This is a genomic window from Cryobacterium sp. Y62 (assembly GCF_002929785.1).
In the GTDB taxonomy this organism is placed as follows: domain Bacteria; phylum Actinomycetota; class Actinomycetes; order Actinomycetales; family Microbacteriaceae; genus Cryobacterium.
Map to the genome: position 1 here is coordinate 29,011 of NZ_PJJK01000105.1, position 17,055 is coordinate 46,065.

9 protein-coding genes are annotated in these 17,055 nt (G+C 65.1%); 3 read left to right on the plus strand and 6 right to left on the minus strand.

Annotated features, from left to right (window positions below):
* Window positions 1-91: 91 nt before the first annotated feature.
* Genes ligA through CXY71_RS09550 form a run of 3 tightly spaced genes read right to left on the minus strand, consistent with a single transcriptional unit; the run spans window position 92 to window position 4,761 of the window.
* A complete protein-coding gene (ligA, locus tag CXY71_RS09540) occupies window positions 92-2,365 on the minus strand; it encodes an NAD-dependent DNA ligase LigA (RefSeq protein ID WP_104135402.1) in 2,274 nt (757 codons plus the stop codon).
* Window positions 2,358-3,539, minus strand: a complete 1,182-nt coding sequence (gene mnmA / locus CXY71_RS09545) for a tRNA 2-thiouridine(34) synthase MnmA (protein ID WP_255411390.1) — start codon at window positions 3,537-3,539, stop codon at window positions 2,358-2,360. The genes ligA and mnmA overlap by 8 nt, the downstream gene beginning before the upstream one ends.
* A 43-nt stretch (window positions 3,540-3,582) precedes the next feature.
* Window positions 3,583-4,761, minus strand: coding sequence for a cysteine desulfurase family protein (locus CXY71_RS09550; protein WP_104135404.1), 1,179 nt, complete (start codon window positions 4,759-4,761; stop codon window positions 3,583-3,585).
* A gap of 56 nt (window positions 4,762-4,817) precedes the next feature.
* Here CXY71_RS09550 and glgX point away from each other — a divergent pair, with 56 nt between their 5' ends.
* Window positions 4,818-6,896: a glycogen debranching protein GlgX gene (gene glgX, locus CXY71_RS09555; RefSeq protein WP_104135442.1), complete on the plus strand. Its 2,079-nt coding sequence runs from the start codon at window positions 4,818-4,820 to the stop codon at window positions 6,894-6,896.
* Window positions 6,897-6,930: 34 nt separating this feature from the next.
* Here glgX and glgP read toward each other — a convergent pair whose 3' ends face one another.
* Entirely contained in the window at window positions 6,931-9,498 is a 2,568-nt protein-coding gene (gene glgP, locus CXY71_RS09560) for an alpha-glucan family phosphorylase (RefSeq protein ID WP_104135405.1), read from the minus strand.
* Between the two features lie 114 nt (window positions 9,499-9,612).
* Here glgP and CXY71_RS09565 point away from each other — a divergent pair, with 114 nt between their 5' ends.
* Both CXY71_RS09565 and glgB read left to right on the plus strand, forming a co-directional pair.
* Complete coding sequence (locus CXY71_RS09565; protein ID WP_255411389.1) at window positions 9,613-11,709, plus strand: alpha-1,4-glucan--maltose-1-phosphate maltosyltransferase; 2,097 nt, start codon at window positions 9,613-9,615, stop codon at window positions 11,707-11,709.
* Window positions 11,706-14,054: a 1,4-alpha-glucan branching protein GlgB gene (gene glgB / locus CXY71_RS09570; RefSeq protein WP_199184266.1), complete on the plus strand. Its 2,349-nt coding sequence runs from the start codon at window positions 11,706-11,708 to the stop codon at window positions 14,052-14,054. The genes CXY71_RS09565 and glgB overlap by 4 nt, the downstream gene beginning before the upstream one ends.
* Window positions 14,055-14,073: 19 nt before the next feature.
* Here glgB and CXY71_RS09575 read toward each other — a convergent pair whose 3' ends face one another.
* Window positions 14,074-15,051, minus strand: coding sequence for a tetratricopeptide repeat protein (locus CXY71_RS09575; RefSeq protein ID WP_104135406.1), 978 nt, complete (start codon window positions 15,049-15,051; stop codon window positions 14,074-14,076).
* Window positions 15,048-16,865 (minus strand): hypothetical protein, encoded by a 1,818-nt coding sequence (locus CXY71_RS09580; protein ID WP_104135407.1) that lies wholly within the window; start codon window positions 16,863-16,865, stop codon window positions 15,048-15,050. The genes CXY71_RS09575 and CXY71_RS09580 overlap by 4 nt, the downstream gene beginning before the upstream one ends.
* Window positions 16,866-17,055 lie beyond the last annotated feature (190 nt).

Below are 17,055 nucleotides of genomic sequence, written 5' to 3' on the forward strand. Positions count from 1 at the left end.
TCAGGCTCTGGTCGCCCACTCGGAGAAACACCGGCAGCCCGGTGGGCGACCGCTCATATTCTACGGGGACCCCAGGGGCCTGTGCGACCGCCTATGTGGATACCGGGGAGGACGCGGGCGCCAACCCGTCCGGCCCTCCCGCGAGCAAGGTGCGAAACTCGTCGGCGTCGAGAATGCGGATGCCGAGGGTTTCGGCCTTACCGAGCTTGGATCCTGCGCCCGGCCCGGCGGCGACAAAATCCGTGTTCTTCGACACGCTCGACGCGCTCTTACCGCCGGCGGCGATGATCGCTTCCTGCGCGCCCTCCCGAGTGAAACCCTCAAGCGATCCGGTGGCGACCACGGTCAGCCCGGCGAGCACTCCCCCAGCGGTCTCGGCCGCGCCTGGACCGGCGTGGCCCGGCGTGGCAAACTGCACACCGGCCGCGGCCCACTGGGTCACGATATCGACGTGCCAATCCACCTGGAACCAGTCGAGCACGGCGTCAGCGATAATACTGCCGACCCCGTCGACCCCGGCGAGTTCTTCGCGGGTCGCGGCACGAATGGCATCGAGCGAACCGAAGTGGTTGGCCAGTGCACGAGCGGCGACCGGGCCGACATGACGGATGTTCAGGCTCACCAAAATGCGCCATAACGGCTTCGTCTTGGCTTTCTCAATCTCGACCAGCAGTTTAAGTGCGTTCGACGACGGCTGAAGACCGGTCAGACCCTGCTTCTTCTCGGCGGGATTCGGATTGCGACAGAACGGCATACGAATTTTCGCAACCCCGTCGTCTTCCTTAGGTAAGCCCGTTTCGGCGTCGCGCACGAGCACCTGGATCGGCAGCAGGTCGGCGAGTTCGAGGTCGAACAGGCCAGCCTCGGTCGACAACGGCGGGTCGGCCGGCACGGTCGGTTGGGTGAGCGCGGAGGCCGCGACCTCGCCGAGCACCTCGATATCGAGGCCGCCTCGGCTGCCGATGTGCTCTACCCGCCCACGAACCTGCGCGGGGCAGCTGCGGGCGTTCGGGCAGCGCAGGTCGATGTCGCCCTCTTTGGCCGGGGCGAGCGGCGTGCCACACTCCGGGCAGTTCAGCGGCATGACGAATTCGCGTTCGGTGCCGTCGCGCAGCTCGACGACCGGCCCGAGCACCTCGGGAATCACGTCACCGGCCTTGCGAAGCACGATGATGTCGCCGATCAGCACGCCCTTGGCTTTGACAACGTCTTGATTGTGCAGGGTTGCCTGGCGCACCTCGGAACCGGCCACGAGCACTTTTTGCATTACTGCAAACGGGGTGGCACGCCCGGTGCGGCCAACACTCACGACGATGTCGAGCAGTTTCGTGTTGACCTGCTCCGGCGGGTACTTGTAGGCGATGGCCCAGCGCGGCGCCCGGTTGGTGGCGCCAAGCTCGGCGTGCAGGGCGAGCTCGTCGATCTTGACCACGATGCCGTCGAGTTCGTGTACAACGCTGCCGCGGTGTGCTCCGTAGTACTCGATGAATTCAGCCGCCTCGGCGACCGACGGAACCACGCGAAAGTAACTGCTGGTCGGCAGCCCCCAACCCTCGAGCAGGCCGTAGACCTCAGACTGGGTCTGCACGGGCGGATTCTCCCAAGCGCCGATGCCGTGAACCAGCATGCGCAGCCGCCCCAGACGCGCCTTCATGAGGCGCAGCTGGTCGGTGTTCTTGCCAGCGGCCTTCTGTCGCAGCGACCCAGCCGCTGCGTTGCGGGCGTTCGCGAACACCCGCTCTCCCGCAGCGGATTGCGCGGCGTTGAGTTCGTCGAACGCCGCCACAGGAAAGAAGACTTCGCCACGCACCTCCATCAACAACGGATGCCCGGTGCCGGCCAGCCGACTCGGGATGCCGGGAACCAGATCGATGTTCTCGGTGACGTCTTCGCCGACGACCCCGTCGCCGCGGGTGGCCGCCGAGACGAGCACCCCGTTGGCGTAGCGCAGGTTGATCGCGAGACCGTCGATCTTGAGCTCGCACAGGTAGTGCACGGCGCGGCCGGAATTCTCCGCGGCCTTGCGAGCCCAGGTCTCGAATTCTTCGATCGAGAAGACGTTGTCGAGGCTGAGCATCCGTTCGGCATGGGTGACCGGATCGAACAGGGTCGTTTCAGCGCGCCCGCCGACCGTCTGGGTTGGGCTGTCCTGGCTTTGCAGCTCGGGGTAGAGCCGTTCAAGTTCGGCAAGGCGCTGCAGTAGGAGGTCGTAGTCGGCGTCGGAGAAAACAGCCGCATCCTGCCTGTAGTAGGCATCACGGGCGACAAGCACGCGGGTGGTGATGTCGGCGGCCTCGGCAGAGGCGACGACGAGGCTATCCAGGGGCGTCGCGTCGGGGGTGGTGTCGGCGACGGACTCAGGCATTGACCGGGACGGGGCTGGCCGAAGCGGTGCTTGCAGAATCAATGAAAACCGGCACGGCGCTAACCGTGCGGTCGATGGTGCACTGGCCGAGCACCCGGGTTCCGATATAGACGACGGCGGTCTGCCCGGGGGCGACGCCGGCGAGCGGCTCGTTCGGGATGATGCGCAATTCGACAGTGCCGTCTACTCCGGTGAACGCGGTGGTGGACACGACTTGAGCAACAGCCGGCACTGGGTCGGCGTGGGCACGAATCTGCACGTGGCAGGCGAACTCCACCTCGGGGTGCTCGGGCGCGAGCCCGGCCCAGGTGTACTTGTTGCCGGCGATCTCCTTGATGGCGAGCGCCTCTTTCGGGCCGACGACGACGGTGTTGGTGATCGGGCGCACCTCGAGCACGAAGCGCGGCTTGCCGTCGGCGGCCGGGGTGCCGATCGACAGCCCCTTACGCTGGCCCACGGTGAACGCGACGGCGCCGTCGTGCTGGCCGAGCGTATTGCCCTCTCGGTCCAGAATGTCGCCGGTGGCGGGGGCTACGCGTTCGCCGAGCCAGCCCTTGGTGTCACCGTCAGGAATGAAGCAGATGTCGTAGGAGTCCGGCTTGTTGGCCACCGAGAAGCCGCGCTCAGCGGCTTCGGCCCGTACCTCGGCCTTGGTCGGCGTGGCGCCGAGCGGAAACATGGAGTGGTTGATCTGGTCGGCGGTGAGCACGCCAAGCACGTAGGACTGATCTTTAGCCCATGCGGCCGCGCGGTGCAGTTGCTTGTTGCCGTAGGAATCCGTCAGAATGCTCGCGTAGTGGCCGGTGCATACGGCGTCGAAGCCGAGGGCCATGGCCTTCTCGAGCAGGGCGGCGAACTTGATCTTCTCGTTGCAGCGCATGCAGGGGTTCGGGGTGCGGCCAGCCGCGTATTCGGCGATGAAGTCGTCAACGACGTCGAGCTTAAACCGTTCGGAGAAATCCCAAACGTAGTACGGAATGCCCATGATGTTGGCGGCGCGCTGGGCATCCATCGAATCTTCCACGGTGCAACAGCCGCGGCTGCCGGTGCGCAGCGTGCCCGGCATGCGGCTCAGTGCGAGATGCACGCCGACCACCTCGTGCCCTGCCTCGACCGCGCGCGCGGCTGCGACGGCGGAATCTACACCGCCACTCATTGCTGCTAAAACCTTCACCCAACGAGTGTACGCGCCCGTGCTGACCCTGCAAACGTAACGGTCAGTGCCCGGGCACCCGATCGGCCATACCCGCGGCGAGCGCCAGGGCGTGCGCCGCAGGCAGTGCCGCCAGCAGTGCGTCGACGTCGGCGTCGGTCGATGTGTGCCCGAGCGTGATGCGCAGCGCCCCGCGGGATTCGCTCTCGCTGCGTCCCATCGCCCGCAGCACGTGCGAGGGTTCCGGCACGCCGGCCTGGCAGGCCGATCCGGTCGACACCGATACCCCGGCGACATCGAGGGCGAACAGCAACGAGTCGCCCTCACAGCCCGGAAAGCTGAAATGGGCGTTGCCGGGCAGCCGGTGAGTCGAGTCACCGTTGAGCTGAGCTCCGGGCGCGACCAGGGCCACACCGGCGATCACTCGATCGCGCAGCGCCATCAGGCGAGCGTTTTCATCGCCGTGTGCGATGAGAGCGGATGCTGCCACGGCGAACGAGACCGCCGCTGCGACATCCTGGGTGCCGCTACGCACCTTGCGCTGCTGGCCACCACCGTGAATAAGAGGTTCGACGGTCGTCGCCCGGCCGAGCACGAGCGCCCCGATACCCACCGGGCCGCCGACTTTGTGCGCCGACACGCTCAGCGCCGACACGCCCGCGGCCGCGAGCGCACGAAAATCGACCGGTATATAACCGTAGGCCGCGACCGCGTCGACGTGCACCGGAATGCCATGGGCTGCGGCGAGCGCTGCCACCTCCGCGACGGGTTCGATGGTGCCGACCTCATTGTTAGCCATGATCACGCTGACCAGAGCGATATCGAGCGGGTCGCGCGCAATGGCGGCCTCGAGCGCGCCGAGGTCGATGCGGCCCCGGTCGTCGAGCGCAATCCACTCGACGATGGCGTCCTCGTGCTGCGCTAGCCACTCGACCGTATCGAGCGTGGCGTGGTGTTCCCCGCCGGGCACCAAAATGCGCCGGCGTGGCGCGCGCGCCCAGTACAATCCCTTGATGCCGAGGTTGATCGCCTCGGTACCGCTGCCGGTGAAAACGACTTCGATCGGGTCACAGACGAGGCTCGCCGCCACGATCTCGCGCGATTCTTCGAGCATCCGTTTAGCATTCTGGCCCTGGCTGTGCACGGACGCGGGGTTACCGACGACCCCCATCGCTTCGGCGTACGCGGCAATAGCGGCGGGAAGCATGGGCGTGGTCGCCGCATGATCCAAATAGACAACCATTCCACCATTTTACAGATGAGCGGATGCCGGTGCGCGAACGGCTTACTCTTGAACTCATGAGTTCCGCCGACCCCCTGCGCAATCTCGGCGTGCGACTCACCAGCGCCGGTGGCGAACTGCGCGTCTGGGCCGAACACGCCGACGCCATGGACCTCTGTCTGTTCGACGACACCGACCCCAACTGGATCATCAAGAGTGTGCCGATGACCAAGGACCTGCACGGCGTCTGGTCCGGAAAATCTCGGACCCTGTCGCCGGGACGGCGTTACGGCATTCGGGTGTCGGGTCCGGCAAACCCCAATAACTCTTTTCACCCGGAGAAAACCCTGATCGAGCCATATTCCCGCGGCTTGGTTCGGGTCGGTGCCGGGCTGTGGCAATCCTCGGTCGTCGATGACGCGTTCAACTGGAACGGTGCCACCAAACCGGCGACGCTGCTCGATCACACCGTCGTCTACGAGGCGCACGTGCGCGGGATCAGCCGGCTCAACCCGCTCGTTCCGGCTGCCCTGCGCGGAACTTACGCCGGTCTGGCCCATGAATCGACCATCCATTACCTGAAAGATCTCGGCGTGACCGCGATCGAACTGTTGCCGGTGCAGGCCTTCGTGTCGGAGCAACGCCTGATCAAACAGGGCCTGATCAACTATTGGGGCTACAACACTCTCAACTTCTTCTCGCCGCACGCCGACTATGCCACCCAGGCCGCTCAGTCGGCCGGTCCGGAAGCCGTACTGCGAGAATTCAAGGGCATGGTCAAGCTGCTGCACGAGGCCGGGCTCGAGGTCATCCTCGATGTGGTCTACAACCACACCGCCGAAGAGGGACGCAATGGCCCGGTGACGAGTCTGCGCGGCATCGACAACGCCGCCTACTACCGCCAGGACGAGTCCGGCGCCTACATCGACGTGACCGGCTGCGGCAACACCATCAACTTCAGCCATGATGTGCCCCGGCGGCTCGTGCTCGATTCGCTGCGATATTGGGCGAACGAGGTACAGATCGACGGTTTTCGCTTCGACCTGGCCGCGACCCTCGGTCGTGACGCCGGCGTCGTGTTCGACCCACAGCATCCGCTGCTCGCGCAGATTCGTGACGACCCCGACCTGGCCGGAGTGAAGCTCATCGCCGAACCCTGGGATGTCGGCCAGGGCGGCTGGCAGACCGGAAACTTTCCGCCCGGCTGGACCGAATGGAACGACCGCTACCGCGACCGGATGCGCGACTTCTGGCTATCCGACATGCAGAGCTTGCGCCGGACCGGCTCGGCTGGCAGCGGCATCGGACGCTTCGCGACCCGCGTCGCCGGTTCGTCAAACACCTTCTCCAAGGAGCGCGGTCCACTCGCTTCACTCAACTTCATCACCGCGCACGACGGGTTCACGCTCGCTGACCTGACCGCCTACAACAGCAAGCACAACCTCGGCAACGGCGAGTCGAACCGCGACGGCACCGACAATAACAGCTCGTACAACCACGGCGTCGAGGGCCCGACCCGCGACGTGGCGATTCTGGCGACCCGGCGCAAGGCCATGCGTAATCTGCTCGGCACGCTGCTGCTGTCGGCTGGAATTCCGATGCTCACCGCCGGTGACGAATTCGGTCGCAGCCAGCGCGGTAACAACAACGCCTACTGCCAGGACAGCGAACTGACCTGGCTCAACTGGGACTTTGATGACTGGCAGCAGGACCTGCACCGGGTCACCCGACGGCTGTTGCAGCTGCGCCGGGAGAACCCGGCATTGCGGCCGGTGCACTTCGGTCGATTCGGCGAGACCACCCCGAGCGCAAGCCAGCTGGACTGGTACAACATCGCCGGTGAGGCGCTGCAAGGTGACGCCTGGAACTCGCCCACTGAACGTACCCTGCAGTACATGGCGGCGTCCACACCGGAGCACGAAGCCTTCAATCGCATCCTGCTCGTGGTGAACGCTCGCGAGCAGGATCAGACCGTCACGCTGCCCAAACACGAGGGAGTGGATGCCTACACATTGCTCTGGGATTCCAGTCACGATGACCTGCGCGACTTGGTCATCGAGCATGCACCGAGCGCTCCCCTGTTCGTGCCGGGTGCTTCGATGCAACTCATGCGCGCGCACGGCGCATTCGTGCCGCGCGCCACCGCGCGCCCCTGACCGCCGGCGTGAAGCGACGGGCCGGCCGCAACCGCTAGTTCGCGACGGCGACCAAGCCCATCTCGGCAGGGCTGATCAGTAACGAGTTCTTCGGCACGACCCGTACTGTGTAGCCGAAGGCTCCGGCCCGGTCGAGTTCGACCGTTCCGGTGAACAGGGTCGCGCCGCCGGCCGGAGCATCCTTCAGCGGAGCCGGAGCCAGCGCCTGCATGGCGACATCGCGCAGTTCGTCGGTGCCGAGGCTCTTGCCATAGACGACCTCGACGGTCACATCGTCGGCGGAAAGCCCATTCAGTTGTACGTGCGCGCGGAGGTGCAGGTCGTCACCGACCTCGGGCACCGAGGACACCCCGCCGGATTCGACGTGAGTCACAGCAACCTGCGGCCAGGCGAAGACGATCTTGCCTTTCCACGCGGCCAGTTCGCGGGCGGCCCGGTAGTTGTTGGCCGACATCAGCGCCTCAAAGTGGCCAGCCGGACGATACAGCCGCTGCACGTATTCGCTCACCATCCGGTCCGCCGAAAGCTGCGGTGACAGCGTGGAAAGCGTGTGCCGAATGTTAGACACCCAACGTTCAGGCACGTCGTCGGCGTTGCGCTCGTAGAACATCGGCGCGACCTGATGCTCGATCAGCTCGTAGAGCGCTTCGGCCTCGAGCCGGTCGCGTTCGGCGGAGTCCCCGGCGGAATCGGCCGAGGGAATCGCCCAGCCGTTCTTGCCGTCGTAGTATTCCGGCCACCAACCATCGAGGATCGACAGGTTGAGCGCGCCATTCAGTGCCGCCTTCATGCCGCTAGTGCCGCAGGCTTCGAGCGGGCGGAGCGGATTGTTGAGCCAGACATCCGTTCCCGGATACATCAGCTGGGCCATCGCAATGTTGTAGTCCGGCAGGAACGCGATGCGGCCGCGAAGCGCCGGGTCGGCGGCGAACTGCACGATCTTCTGGATCAGTCGTTTGCCCTCCTCATCGGCGGGGTGAGATTTGCCGGCAATTACGATCTGAATCGGACGCTCCGGGTGCAGCAGCAAGGCACGCAAGCGTTCGGGGTCGTGCATCATCAGGGTCAGGCGCTTGTAGGTGGGAACACGGCGGGCGAATCCGATTGTCAGCACGTTCGGGTCGAAGACCCGGCCGATCCAGGCCGGGGAGATGCCCCCCGGATTCTGGTCGCGCCAAGCGTTCAGCAGGCGTCGGCGGGCATCCTCGACGAACTGCAGGCGCATTTGACCGCGCACCGACCAAAGATCCTGGTCCGTAACCTCGCCGGAGGCCCAGTTGGCCGTTGACGTGTCACTCGTGCCGAGTTTGTTGAGCGCGAGGCTCTTGAGGGCCGGGTCGGTCCAGCTTGGAGCGTGCACACCATTCGTGATCGACGTTATTGGGACATCCGCTGAATCAAAACCGGGCCAGAGGCCGTTGAACATGCGGCGGCTGACCTCCCCGTGCAGGGTCGACACGCCGTTGGCGTGCTGGCCCAGGCGCAGGCCCATGATGGCCATGTTGAACACGTCGGAGGAACCGCCGGCGTAGCTTTCGGCACCGAGCGCGAGCAGGTCCTCCACATCGACGCCCGGCAGCAGGTCTGTGCCGAAATAGCGGCGAACCAGGGAACGTTCAAACCGGTCGATGCCGGCGGCGACCGGGGTGTGGGTAGTAAAGACGGTTCCGGCGCGGGCCACCTGCAGGGCTTCCTGAAAGCTCAAGCCCTCGCCGATCAGGCTCGAAATGCGCTCGAGGCCAAGAAAACCGGCGTGGCCCTCATTGGTGTGGAACACCTCGGGTTCGGCCAGGCCGTGCAGCGAGCTCCACAGTTTGACGGCGCGCGCGCCCCCGATGCCGAGCAATAGTTCCTGCAGCAGGCGGTGTTCGCCGCCGCCGCCGTAGAGTCGGTCGGTGACCAGGCGCAGGTCGTCGGCGTTTTCGGGAATGTCGGTATCGAGCAGCAGCAAGCGCACCCGACCGACCTTGGCCTGCCACACTCGGGCGTGCAGGGTGCGGTCATCCGGCAGAGCCAGCGAGACCTGTACGGCGGAGCCGTCGGCCCGGCGCAATACGGAAAGCGGCAGTCCATCGGGGTCGAGCAGCGGGTAGCTTTCCATCTGCCAGCCGTCCGGCGAGATGGCCTGGCTGAAGTAGCCGGCGCGGTAGAACAGGCCGACGCCGACGAGCGGTAGGCCGAGGTCAGAGGCGCTCTTGAGGTGGTCGCCGGCTAAAATGCCCAAGCCGCCAGAGTACTGCGGCAGGGCGGCGGCGATGCCGAATTCCGGTGAGAAGTAGGCGATCGCGGCGGGCTTCTCGCCCTCGAGGCTCTGGTACCAGCGCGGCTGCTCCAGATAGTCACGCAGGGCGTCCCTGGTGCCGTTGACCTCGGCCACATAGTCGTGGTCCTGGGCGAGGTTGTCGAGACGGTGCGGGTCGACCGCGCCGAGCAGGGCAACCGGGTCGGTGCCGATCTCGCGCCAAAGTTCGGGGGCGATGCGCTCGAACAGCTGGCGGGTGGGCTCGTGCCACGACCAGCGAAGATTGCCGGCAAGCTCCTCCAGCGCCGCAAGGGGCTCGGGGAGGACGGCACGGACGGTAAATTTGCGGATGGCCTTCACGAGGACAACCTTAGGGGTGCCAGATGTTGAACACGTAACGCCGATTGTTCGCGTCCCGCACGCGAGGCGGGCGAGACTGGCATGATTGCCATGCTTTCACGCTACGGTCGTTCTGTGGCCAAGACAGCAGCAAAAAAGACGACTCTGCCGATAACATCGAGCAGCGCCAAGACCGGTGCGTCTCCGCAGGCAGCCGGCGTTGCGTCCCGCGCGGCCGTTGGTCGCATTCCTGTGCTCGACCTCTCGCCCCAACTGAACGACAATCAGTGGCCGGCCCGCGCCTTCGCCGGCGAGGTCGTACCGTTCGGCGCCACCGCTTTTCGTGAGGGCCACGACCTGATCGGTGTCGACCTGCAGCTCACGGCGCCCGACGGCAGCGAAACCCGGCATCCCATGCTACTGCAGGGCGAGGGGACCGACCGTTACGGCGTGCCGGTGCTCCTCGGCGTCGCTGGCCACTGGCGGTATCGGGTGCGCGCCTACGCCGACGAGTTCGCCACCTGGGAACACAACGCGCAGATCAAGGTTCCGGCCGGCATCGACGTAGAACTCATGTTCAGTATCGGCGGCGCGCTGATGCTGCAGGGCGGCATCGACCAGAATCGCCCGCTCGCGGCCCGCCGCCTGTTTCAGGCTGCAGCGACCGCCCTCGCCGACACCAGCAAACCGGACGCCACACGACTACTCGCGGTAGCGGATGCCGCGCTGCGGCAAGCCATCGCCACCCACCCCCTCGCCGGGCTGGCTTCGCTCTCGGCCGAACGCACCATAATCGTCGAACGTGCCAGGGCCGGGGTGGGTTCGTGGTACGAGTTCTTCCCGCGCTCGGAGGGCGCCGTTCGGCAAAAAGATGGAAGTTGGAAGAGCGGAACGTTCCGCACCGCTGCGAAGCGTCTCCCCGCCGTCGCGGCGATGGGTTTCGACGTGCTCTACCTGCCGCCGATCCACCCGATCGGGCAGGCCTTCCGTAAGGGTCCGAACAACTCACTCACCGTAGCCGCCGGCGATCCTGGATCGCCCTGGGCGATCGGATCGGCCGACGGCGGTCACGACGCTATCCACCCCGATCTCGGTACCATCGCCGACTTCACGTCCTTTCTGAAAAAGGCGGCCGGCCTCGGCATTGAGATTGCCCTCGACTTTGCCCTGCAGGCCTCCCCAGACCATCCCTGGGTACAAGAGCACCCGGAGTGGTTCACGACCCTGCCCGACGGCACCATCGCCTACGCCGAAAACCCGCCGAAAAAATATCAGGACATCTACCCGATCAATTTCGACAACGATCCGGCCGGCATCCGGCTCGAGGCGCTGCGCCTGCTGCGCTACTGGATCAGCCTTGGCGTGCGCATCTTCCGGGTCGATAACCCGCACACCAAGCCGCTGGACTTCTGGGAGTGGCTCATCGCGGAGGTCAATGCGACCGACCCCGACGTGGTGTTTCTGGCCGAAGCGTTCACCCGCCCGGCGCTCATGCAGGCGCTCGGCAAGGTCGGCTTTCAGCAGTCGTACACCTACTTCACCTGGCGCAACACGAAGACTGAGCTCGAGGAATTCTTTGACGGCCTCGCCACCGACACGGCAGACTTTCTGCGCCCCAACCTGTTCGTGAACACGCCGGATATTCTTACCGAATACCTGCAGTTCGGCGGCCCGGCCGCGTTCAAGATTCGCGCGGCCCTCGCCGCGACGGCAGCGCCCAGCTGGGGTGTCTACGCGGGTTTCGACCTCTTCGAGAACGTCGCCCGGCCCGGCGCCGAAGAGAATATCGACAACGAGAAGTACGAGTATCGGCCGCGCGACTGGAGCAAGGCCGAGGAGCTCGGCAAATCCCTCGCACCCTACCTCACGCTGCTCAACCGCATTCGGGCGAAGCATCCGGCGTTCGCGCAACTGCGTAACCTCGATATCCATGCCAGTGACGACGACTCGATTCTGGTCTATAGCAAGTACCTCGACGCCGCGTTCACCGGCACCGGCCAAGCGGATGCCCTCATTATCGTCGCCAACGTCGACCCGCACTCCGTGCGCGAAAGTATCGTGCACCTGGACGTCACCCGGTTCGGTATTGCACGCGGTGACAGCTTTGACGTGCACGATCTGGTCTCCGGAGCCACCTGGACTTGGGCGGCCGACAACTTTGTGCGACTCGACGCGTTCACAGAGCCGGTACATATTCTGCACGTCACACCGCACACTTGGGACCCAGCATGAGCGGTCACAAAGAGAAAGACAAGAAAGACAAGAAACACCAGAAAAACAACGAGCACGAGTCCACAAGCCCGAAGGGTCCGGCAAAGAAAATCGACGGCAAGAAAGCACAGTCCCCGAAATCCGGGCCCAGCAAAGCCCAGAAGAACTCGGCCCCGATGGAACCCGCGCCCATCCCCGAGCATGTGCTCGAGGCCGTCGCCGCCGGCCGGTACTACAACCCGCACGAGATTCTCGGCCAACACCTTGCCCACCCGGCCGGCGTGTCTGACCCGCTCGTCATCATCCGAGCGCTGCGACCGCTCGCCACCGAAGTGTTTGCGATTCTCGCCAACGGGTCGCACGTTGAGCTGGCTCACCTTGCGCACGGCATCTGGCAGGGGGACAGCACCGTCGGGCTCAGCGACTACACGATCGAGGCCCGCTATAAGTCTGCGCCACCGTGGATCTGCGACGACCCGTACCGTTTCATTCCGACCCTCGGCGAACTGGATCTGCATCTGATCGGCGAGGGCCGCCACGAACGCCTGTGGGACGTTCTCGGGGCACACCACCGTCAGCACCAGGGCGTCACGGCCCCTTCGACCGGTACCTCGTTTGCCGTCTGGGCACCGCACGCGCAGGCCGCGCGGGTCATCGGTGACTTCAACGGATGGAACGGCTCCACCCACGCCATGCGCAACATGGGCAGCACCGGCGTGTGGGAATTGTTCATTCCGGGCCTCGCGCTCGGCACCAACTACAAGTTCCAGCTGCTCGCGCAGTCCGGCGTCTGGGTCGAAAAGGCCGACCCGATGGCCCGCCTCGCCGAAGTTCCGCCACAGACGGCGTCGGTCGTTACCGCATCCAACTACGAGTGGGCGGATGCCGAATGGCTCGCCAACCGCAGCGCCAACGATCCGCACAACCAGGCGATGAGCATCTATGAGATGCACGTGGGCTCCTGGCGACCCGGGCTCGGTTACCGGGAACTCGCCGACGAGCTGGTCGGGTACCTGAACGAACTCAGCTTCACGCATGTGGAATTCATGCCCCTGGCTGAGCATCCGTTTGGCGGATCGTGGGGCTATCAGGTCAGCGGCTATTACGCGCCGACCAGCCGTTTCGGCTCGCCAGACGACCTGCGCTACCTGATCGACCGGCTGCACCAGGCCGGCATCGGCGTGGTCATGGATTGGGTGCCCGGCCACTTTCCGAAGGATGACTTCGCCCTCGCCCGCTTCGACGGCCAGGCCCTATACGAGCACCCGGACCCGCGCCGCGGTGAACAGCTGGACTGGGGCACCTACATCTTCGACTTCGGTCAGCTGCAGGTGCGCAACTTCCTCGTCGCGAATGCCCTGTACTGGCTCGAGGAATTCCACATTGATGCCCTGCGCGTCGACGCGGTCGCCTCGATGCTCTACCTCGACTATTCGCGGGCAGACGGCCAGTGGGAGCCGAACCAGTATGGCGGCAACGAGAACCTCGAGGCGATCAGCCTGCTGCAGGAGATCACCGCGACCGCCTACAAGCGTAATCCCGGCACCATCATGATCGCCGAGGAATCCACCAACTGGGGAGGGGTGACGTCCCCGACCAGCGGCGGCGGGCTCGGTTTCGGCTTCAAGTGGAACATGGGCTGGATGCACGATTCGCTCGAGTACATGCAGGTCGACCCGATGTACCGGTCGTATCATCACAACGAGATCACGTTCTCGTTCATCTATGCGTTCAGCGAAAATTTTCTGCTGCCGATCAGCCACGACGAGGTCGTACACGGTAAGGGCGCCCTGGTCTCGAAGATGCCCGGCGATTCCTGGCAGCAGCTTGCGAACGTGCGCGCCTATCTCTCGTTCATGTGGGCGCACCCGGGCAAACAACTGTTGTTCATGGGCAGCGAGTTCGGACAGCGTTCGGAGTGGAGCGAGGAGCGCGCACTGGACTGGTGGATGCTCGATCAGCCGGCGCACCGCGGCCTGTTCAACCTGGTCGGTCAGCTCAACCGGGTCTACCGCGACAACGCGAGCCTGTGGAGCCGCGACAACGATGCGGGTGGGTTCGAGATTCTCGACGCCGGCGCCGCCAGCCAAAACGTCGTGTCGTTTCTGCGCTGGGACAACCACGGCGTTCCGGTGGCCTGCTTTTTCAACTTCGCCGGGCAGCCGCACACCGGCTACCGAGTCGGTCTGCCGTTCGCCGGAGCGTGGGAAGAGATTCTCAATACGGATGCCAGCGACTTCGGCGGCTCCGGGGTGGGTAACCAAGGAAACGTCGAGGCCTACAACGAGCCCTGGGCCGGTCGCCCCGCCTCTGCAACCCTGACCCTGCCTCCCCTGGCCGGTCTCTGGCTGCGCCTTCGCCGCTAACCCTCTTCAGGCGAGACGATCAGTAGAGCAGGGCTGTCAGACGGGAGCGAGTCGGAGGGACCCGAGGGTCGTCTTGGCCGATGACCTCGAACAGCTCGAGGATGCGCTCGCGAATGGCGTTGCGGCCAGGGGCAAGCTGGGCCGGAAACAGGCTCAACAGGCGGTCAAAGGCATCCTCGATGTGCCCACCGGACAAGTCGAGGTCGGCGACTAGAAGCTGTGCGTCGAGATCATCGGGAGCGGATGCTGCACCGTTACGAATCTGGTCAATAGTTTTGCCCTGTAGGCGGGCCAGCAGGCTGACCTGAGCAAGGCCGGCGACGGCCATGGTGTCATTCGGGTTCTGGGCGAGCGCCGTGCGGTATTCACTCTGCGCGGTGGCATAGTCACCGGCCTCGATCGCGGCGTAGGCTTCGAGGTGGTGCGGCGGCAGGGGCTCTTCAACCACCTCGGCCGGTTCTCCGTCTGCGGCAACGGCCGGCGCCTCGGCCGTGCCGGTCACGCCCTGCTGGGCAGCGAGTTCGAGCACGCGGCTAAGCACGTCGCTGATCTGTTCTTCGGCCAACGGGCCGTTGAACAGCTGTACCGGCTGACCGGTGATGACGGCGGCGACCGTCGGTACCGACTGGGCTTGGAATGCCTGCGCGAGTTGCGGGTTGGCATCAATATCGACGCGGGCCAGCACGAACCGGCCGGCCAGATCGGTGATCAGCTTCTCCAGCACGCTCATCAGTGCCGTAGAAGGTTCGCTTTGGGAGGCCCAAAGTCCGACGATCACCGGCACGCGCGAGGACAACTCGAGCAGCTCTCCGAAGTTCGCGTCGGTGCCATCGAGCACGAGGCTCGGCACCGGCACGACACCGGCCGGAGCGCCACCGGCCGCTGGTCCCGCAGCGGCACCGGATGTAGCAGGCGCTGCAGCCTGGCCACGGTTGACGAGCGAGGAGAGGTCAACCGCTCCGCGCAAATTGGAACTGGACGGGGGCAGGTTGGTCATGGAAGCTCCGCAGATTTGGTGAGGCCTTGGGCAAAGCCCAGGAGGATGATTTTGTCGCTCGATCCGGCCGTCGGCACGTAGAACAACAGCTGGTCACTGTAGGTGTTGAGAATACCCTTGGCCGACGATGAGATTCCCGACAGCGCCTTGCTGGCAGCCCCGCTCGGGCTGACCGTGGCACCGTCGTTGATCGGTTTGACGATCTCGGTCTCGTTGACGCTGACCGCCACGATGCTGCCGGAGTCGTTGGTGGCCAGGGCGATGGTGCCGCCGTCCCCCGCCGCCGTGCCGAATTCGATCGATGCGGTGGTGGGCAGGGCTGCCTGCCGGTCGGCGCGGCTGGCGTCAAACTGGGCACGGAAGGCATCCACTTCGTCTTCGAACAAGCCGACGGACGGGCTCGCAGCGCCCCGCAGGAGCACATCGGCGTAGACCGCGGCCAGTTCGTTCGGCGGCAACAGCAGAAGTTTGTTGTCGGGGGCGATCGCCGGCGCCCCGATCAGAGCCGGAGCAACTTCGGGTACCCGCGCAGCGGGTTCAAGCTGGAAGGCATACTCGATGAGATAGTTCGCCCGCGGCGATTCTTGCTGCAGAATAATTGCGGTTGGTGGAATCTCGGCATCCGTTTCGTTCTGAATCACAGTCATCACCACTCGCGGCCAGGAATTCGTCTGCTGAGGCAGCGTGAAGGTGAGTGGGGCTCCCGGCAACGCCAGCAGTGGCGGCACCGTCGCGTCGACTGCCCGTATCGCATAGTTGGCCAGGCGCTGTTCCAGCGCGGGGCCGGTGAAGCGGGTCGCAAGAGTGTCCGCGTTGAGGGTCGCGTCGGCATCCGCCGTCAGGAGCGAAATCTCGCCCATGATGATCTCAAGCTGGGAGACCGTGACGGCCGGCGGTGCCAGCTCGGCGGCCGCTTCGACCGAGTCGGTGGACACCGGAGTCGGGGTCGGGGTCGCCGTTTCCATCGTCGTCGCGCTGAAATCGGGCCAGAGGTCGGCCGAGCATCCGCTCAGGGCGAGACCGGACACCAGGATCATCGGCAGGATTGCTATGCGGCGGGCAATACCGCGGCGCGGCGAGGTGATCTGACTGGCCTTGATGGCTTTCGGTCGGGGGGCGCGCGGCAGGCGTGGTCCGCGCGGAACGTTGCGGCGCGGTCGCCGTGACCGGCGCAGGTGCAGCAGAGCCAGCAGGTACGACACGAGTCCGAACAGCAGCAGCAGTGCGCCGCCGGCGAGCAGTGGGCCGGCCCACGGTGTGGAATTATCCGACGCCCACGACAAACGGATGCTCGCCGGCGCCGGTTCGATTCCGTCCGAAGCAACGAGCACCGAAATGCCCTCCGGGAGGGTCTGCGTGGTCGTCAACGAATCCGTGTCACTGATCTCCTCGAGCCACAGGTCGGAACCGGCCGGACTGACGATCAGGGGCTCGACAGCATCCGCTGCAGCCGGTTCGTCCGAGCTGTCGACGTCCGTGTCGGGTTCGACGGCAGCCGTGACTGTGGAGGTCAGTTCGCCCGTTTTCTCACTCAGCGCCACCGTGGAGTAGGCGTCATCGCCGATCCAGGCGGCCACGTCTTCGGAGCGACCGTAGGCCAGAAAGATGGTTCCCTCGCCGCGCACGTTGATTGTCTGGCTCCCCGGGGAGGCCGCGAGGGCGCCCGGGTCGATCACTGTGTACAAAGTCTCGCCGGCGGCCGTCGAGCTCAGTGAAGTGAAGGCCGGTTCAAGCAGAATTGTGCGCTGCGCGATGCCGAGCACGATCATCACGGCGGCGAGAACGAATGCCACGATGGCTAGAACAAAACGCACGTATCACCCTTCAGCAATTGAGCTGGTTGGTACTGTTCAGTCACTTTGGCTGACCCACGTGACTGAAAGTCCTCAGACACGGTTTTCTACGTTACTCCGTTCGCCTGAAAGGAGCCTAATAGCTCTTTCGCGCGCACTTGGCGGTCGGCGCGTACCGTGCAGGGCAGCAACACACTAAAATTGGACGGGT

Excerpts from the sequence above, each read along its gene's own strand:
- ligA (WP_104135402.1), bottom strand. The coding sequence starts at position 2,365 with ATGCCTGAGTCCGTCGCCGACACCACCCCCGACGCGACGCCCCTGGAT.
- glgB (WP_199184266.1), top strand. The coding sequence starts at position 11,706 with ATGAGCGGTCACAAAGAGAAAGACAAGAAAGACAAGAAACACCAGAAA.
- CXY71_RS09550 (WP_104135404.1), bottom strand. The coding sequence starts at position 4,761 with ATGGTTGTCTATTTGGATCATGCGGCGACCACGCCCATGCTTCCCGCC.
- glgX (WP_104135442.1), top strand. The coding sequence starts at position 4,818 with ATGAGTTCCGCCGACCCCCTGCGCAATCTCGGCGTGCGACTCACCAGC.
- CXY71_RS09575 (WP_104135406.1), bottom strand. The coding sequence starts at position 15,051 with ATGACCAACCTGCCCCCGTCCAGTTCCAATTTGCGCGGAGCGGTTGAC.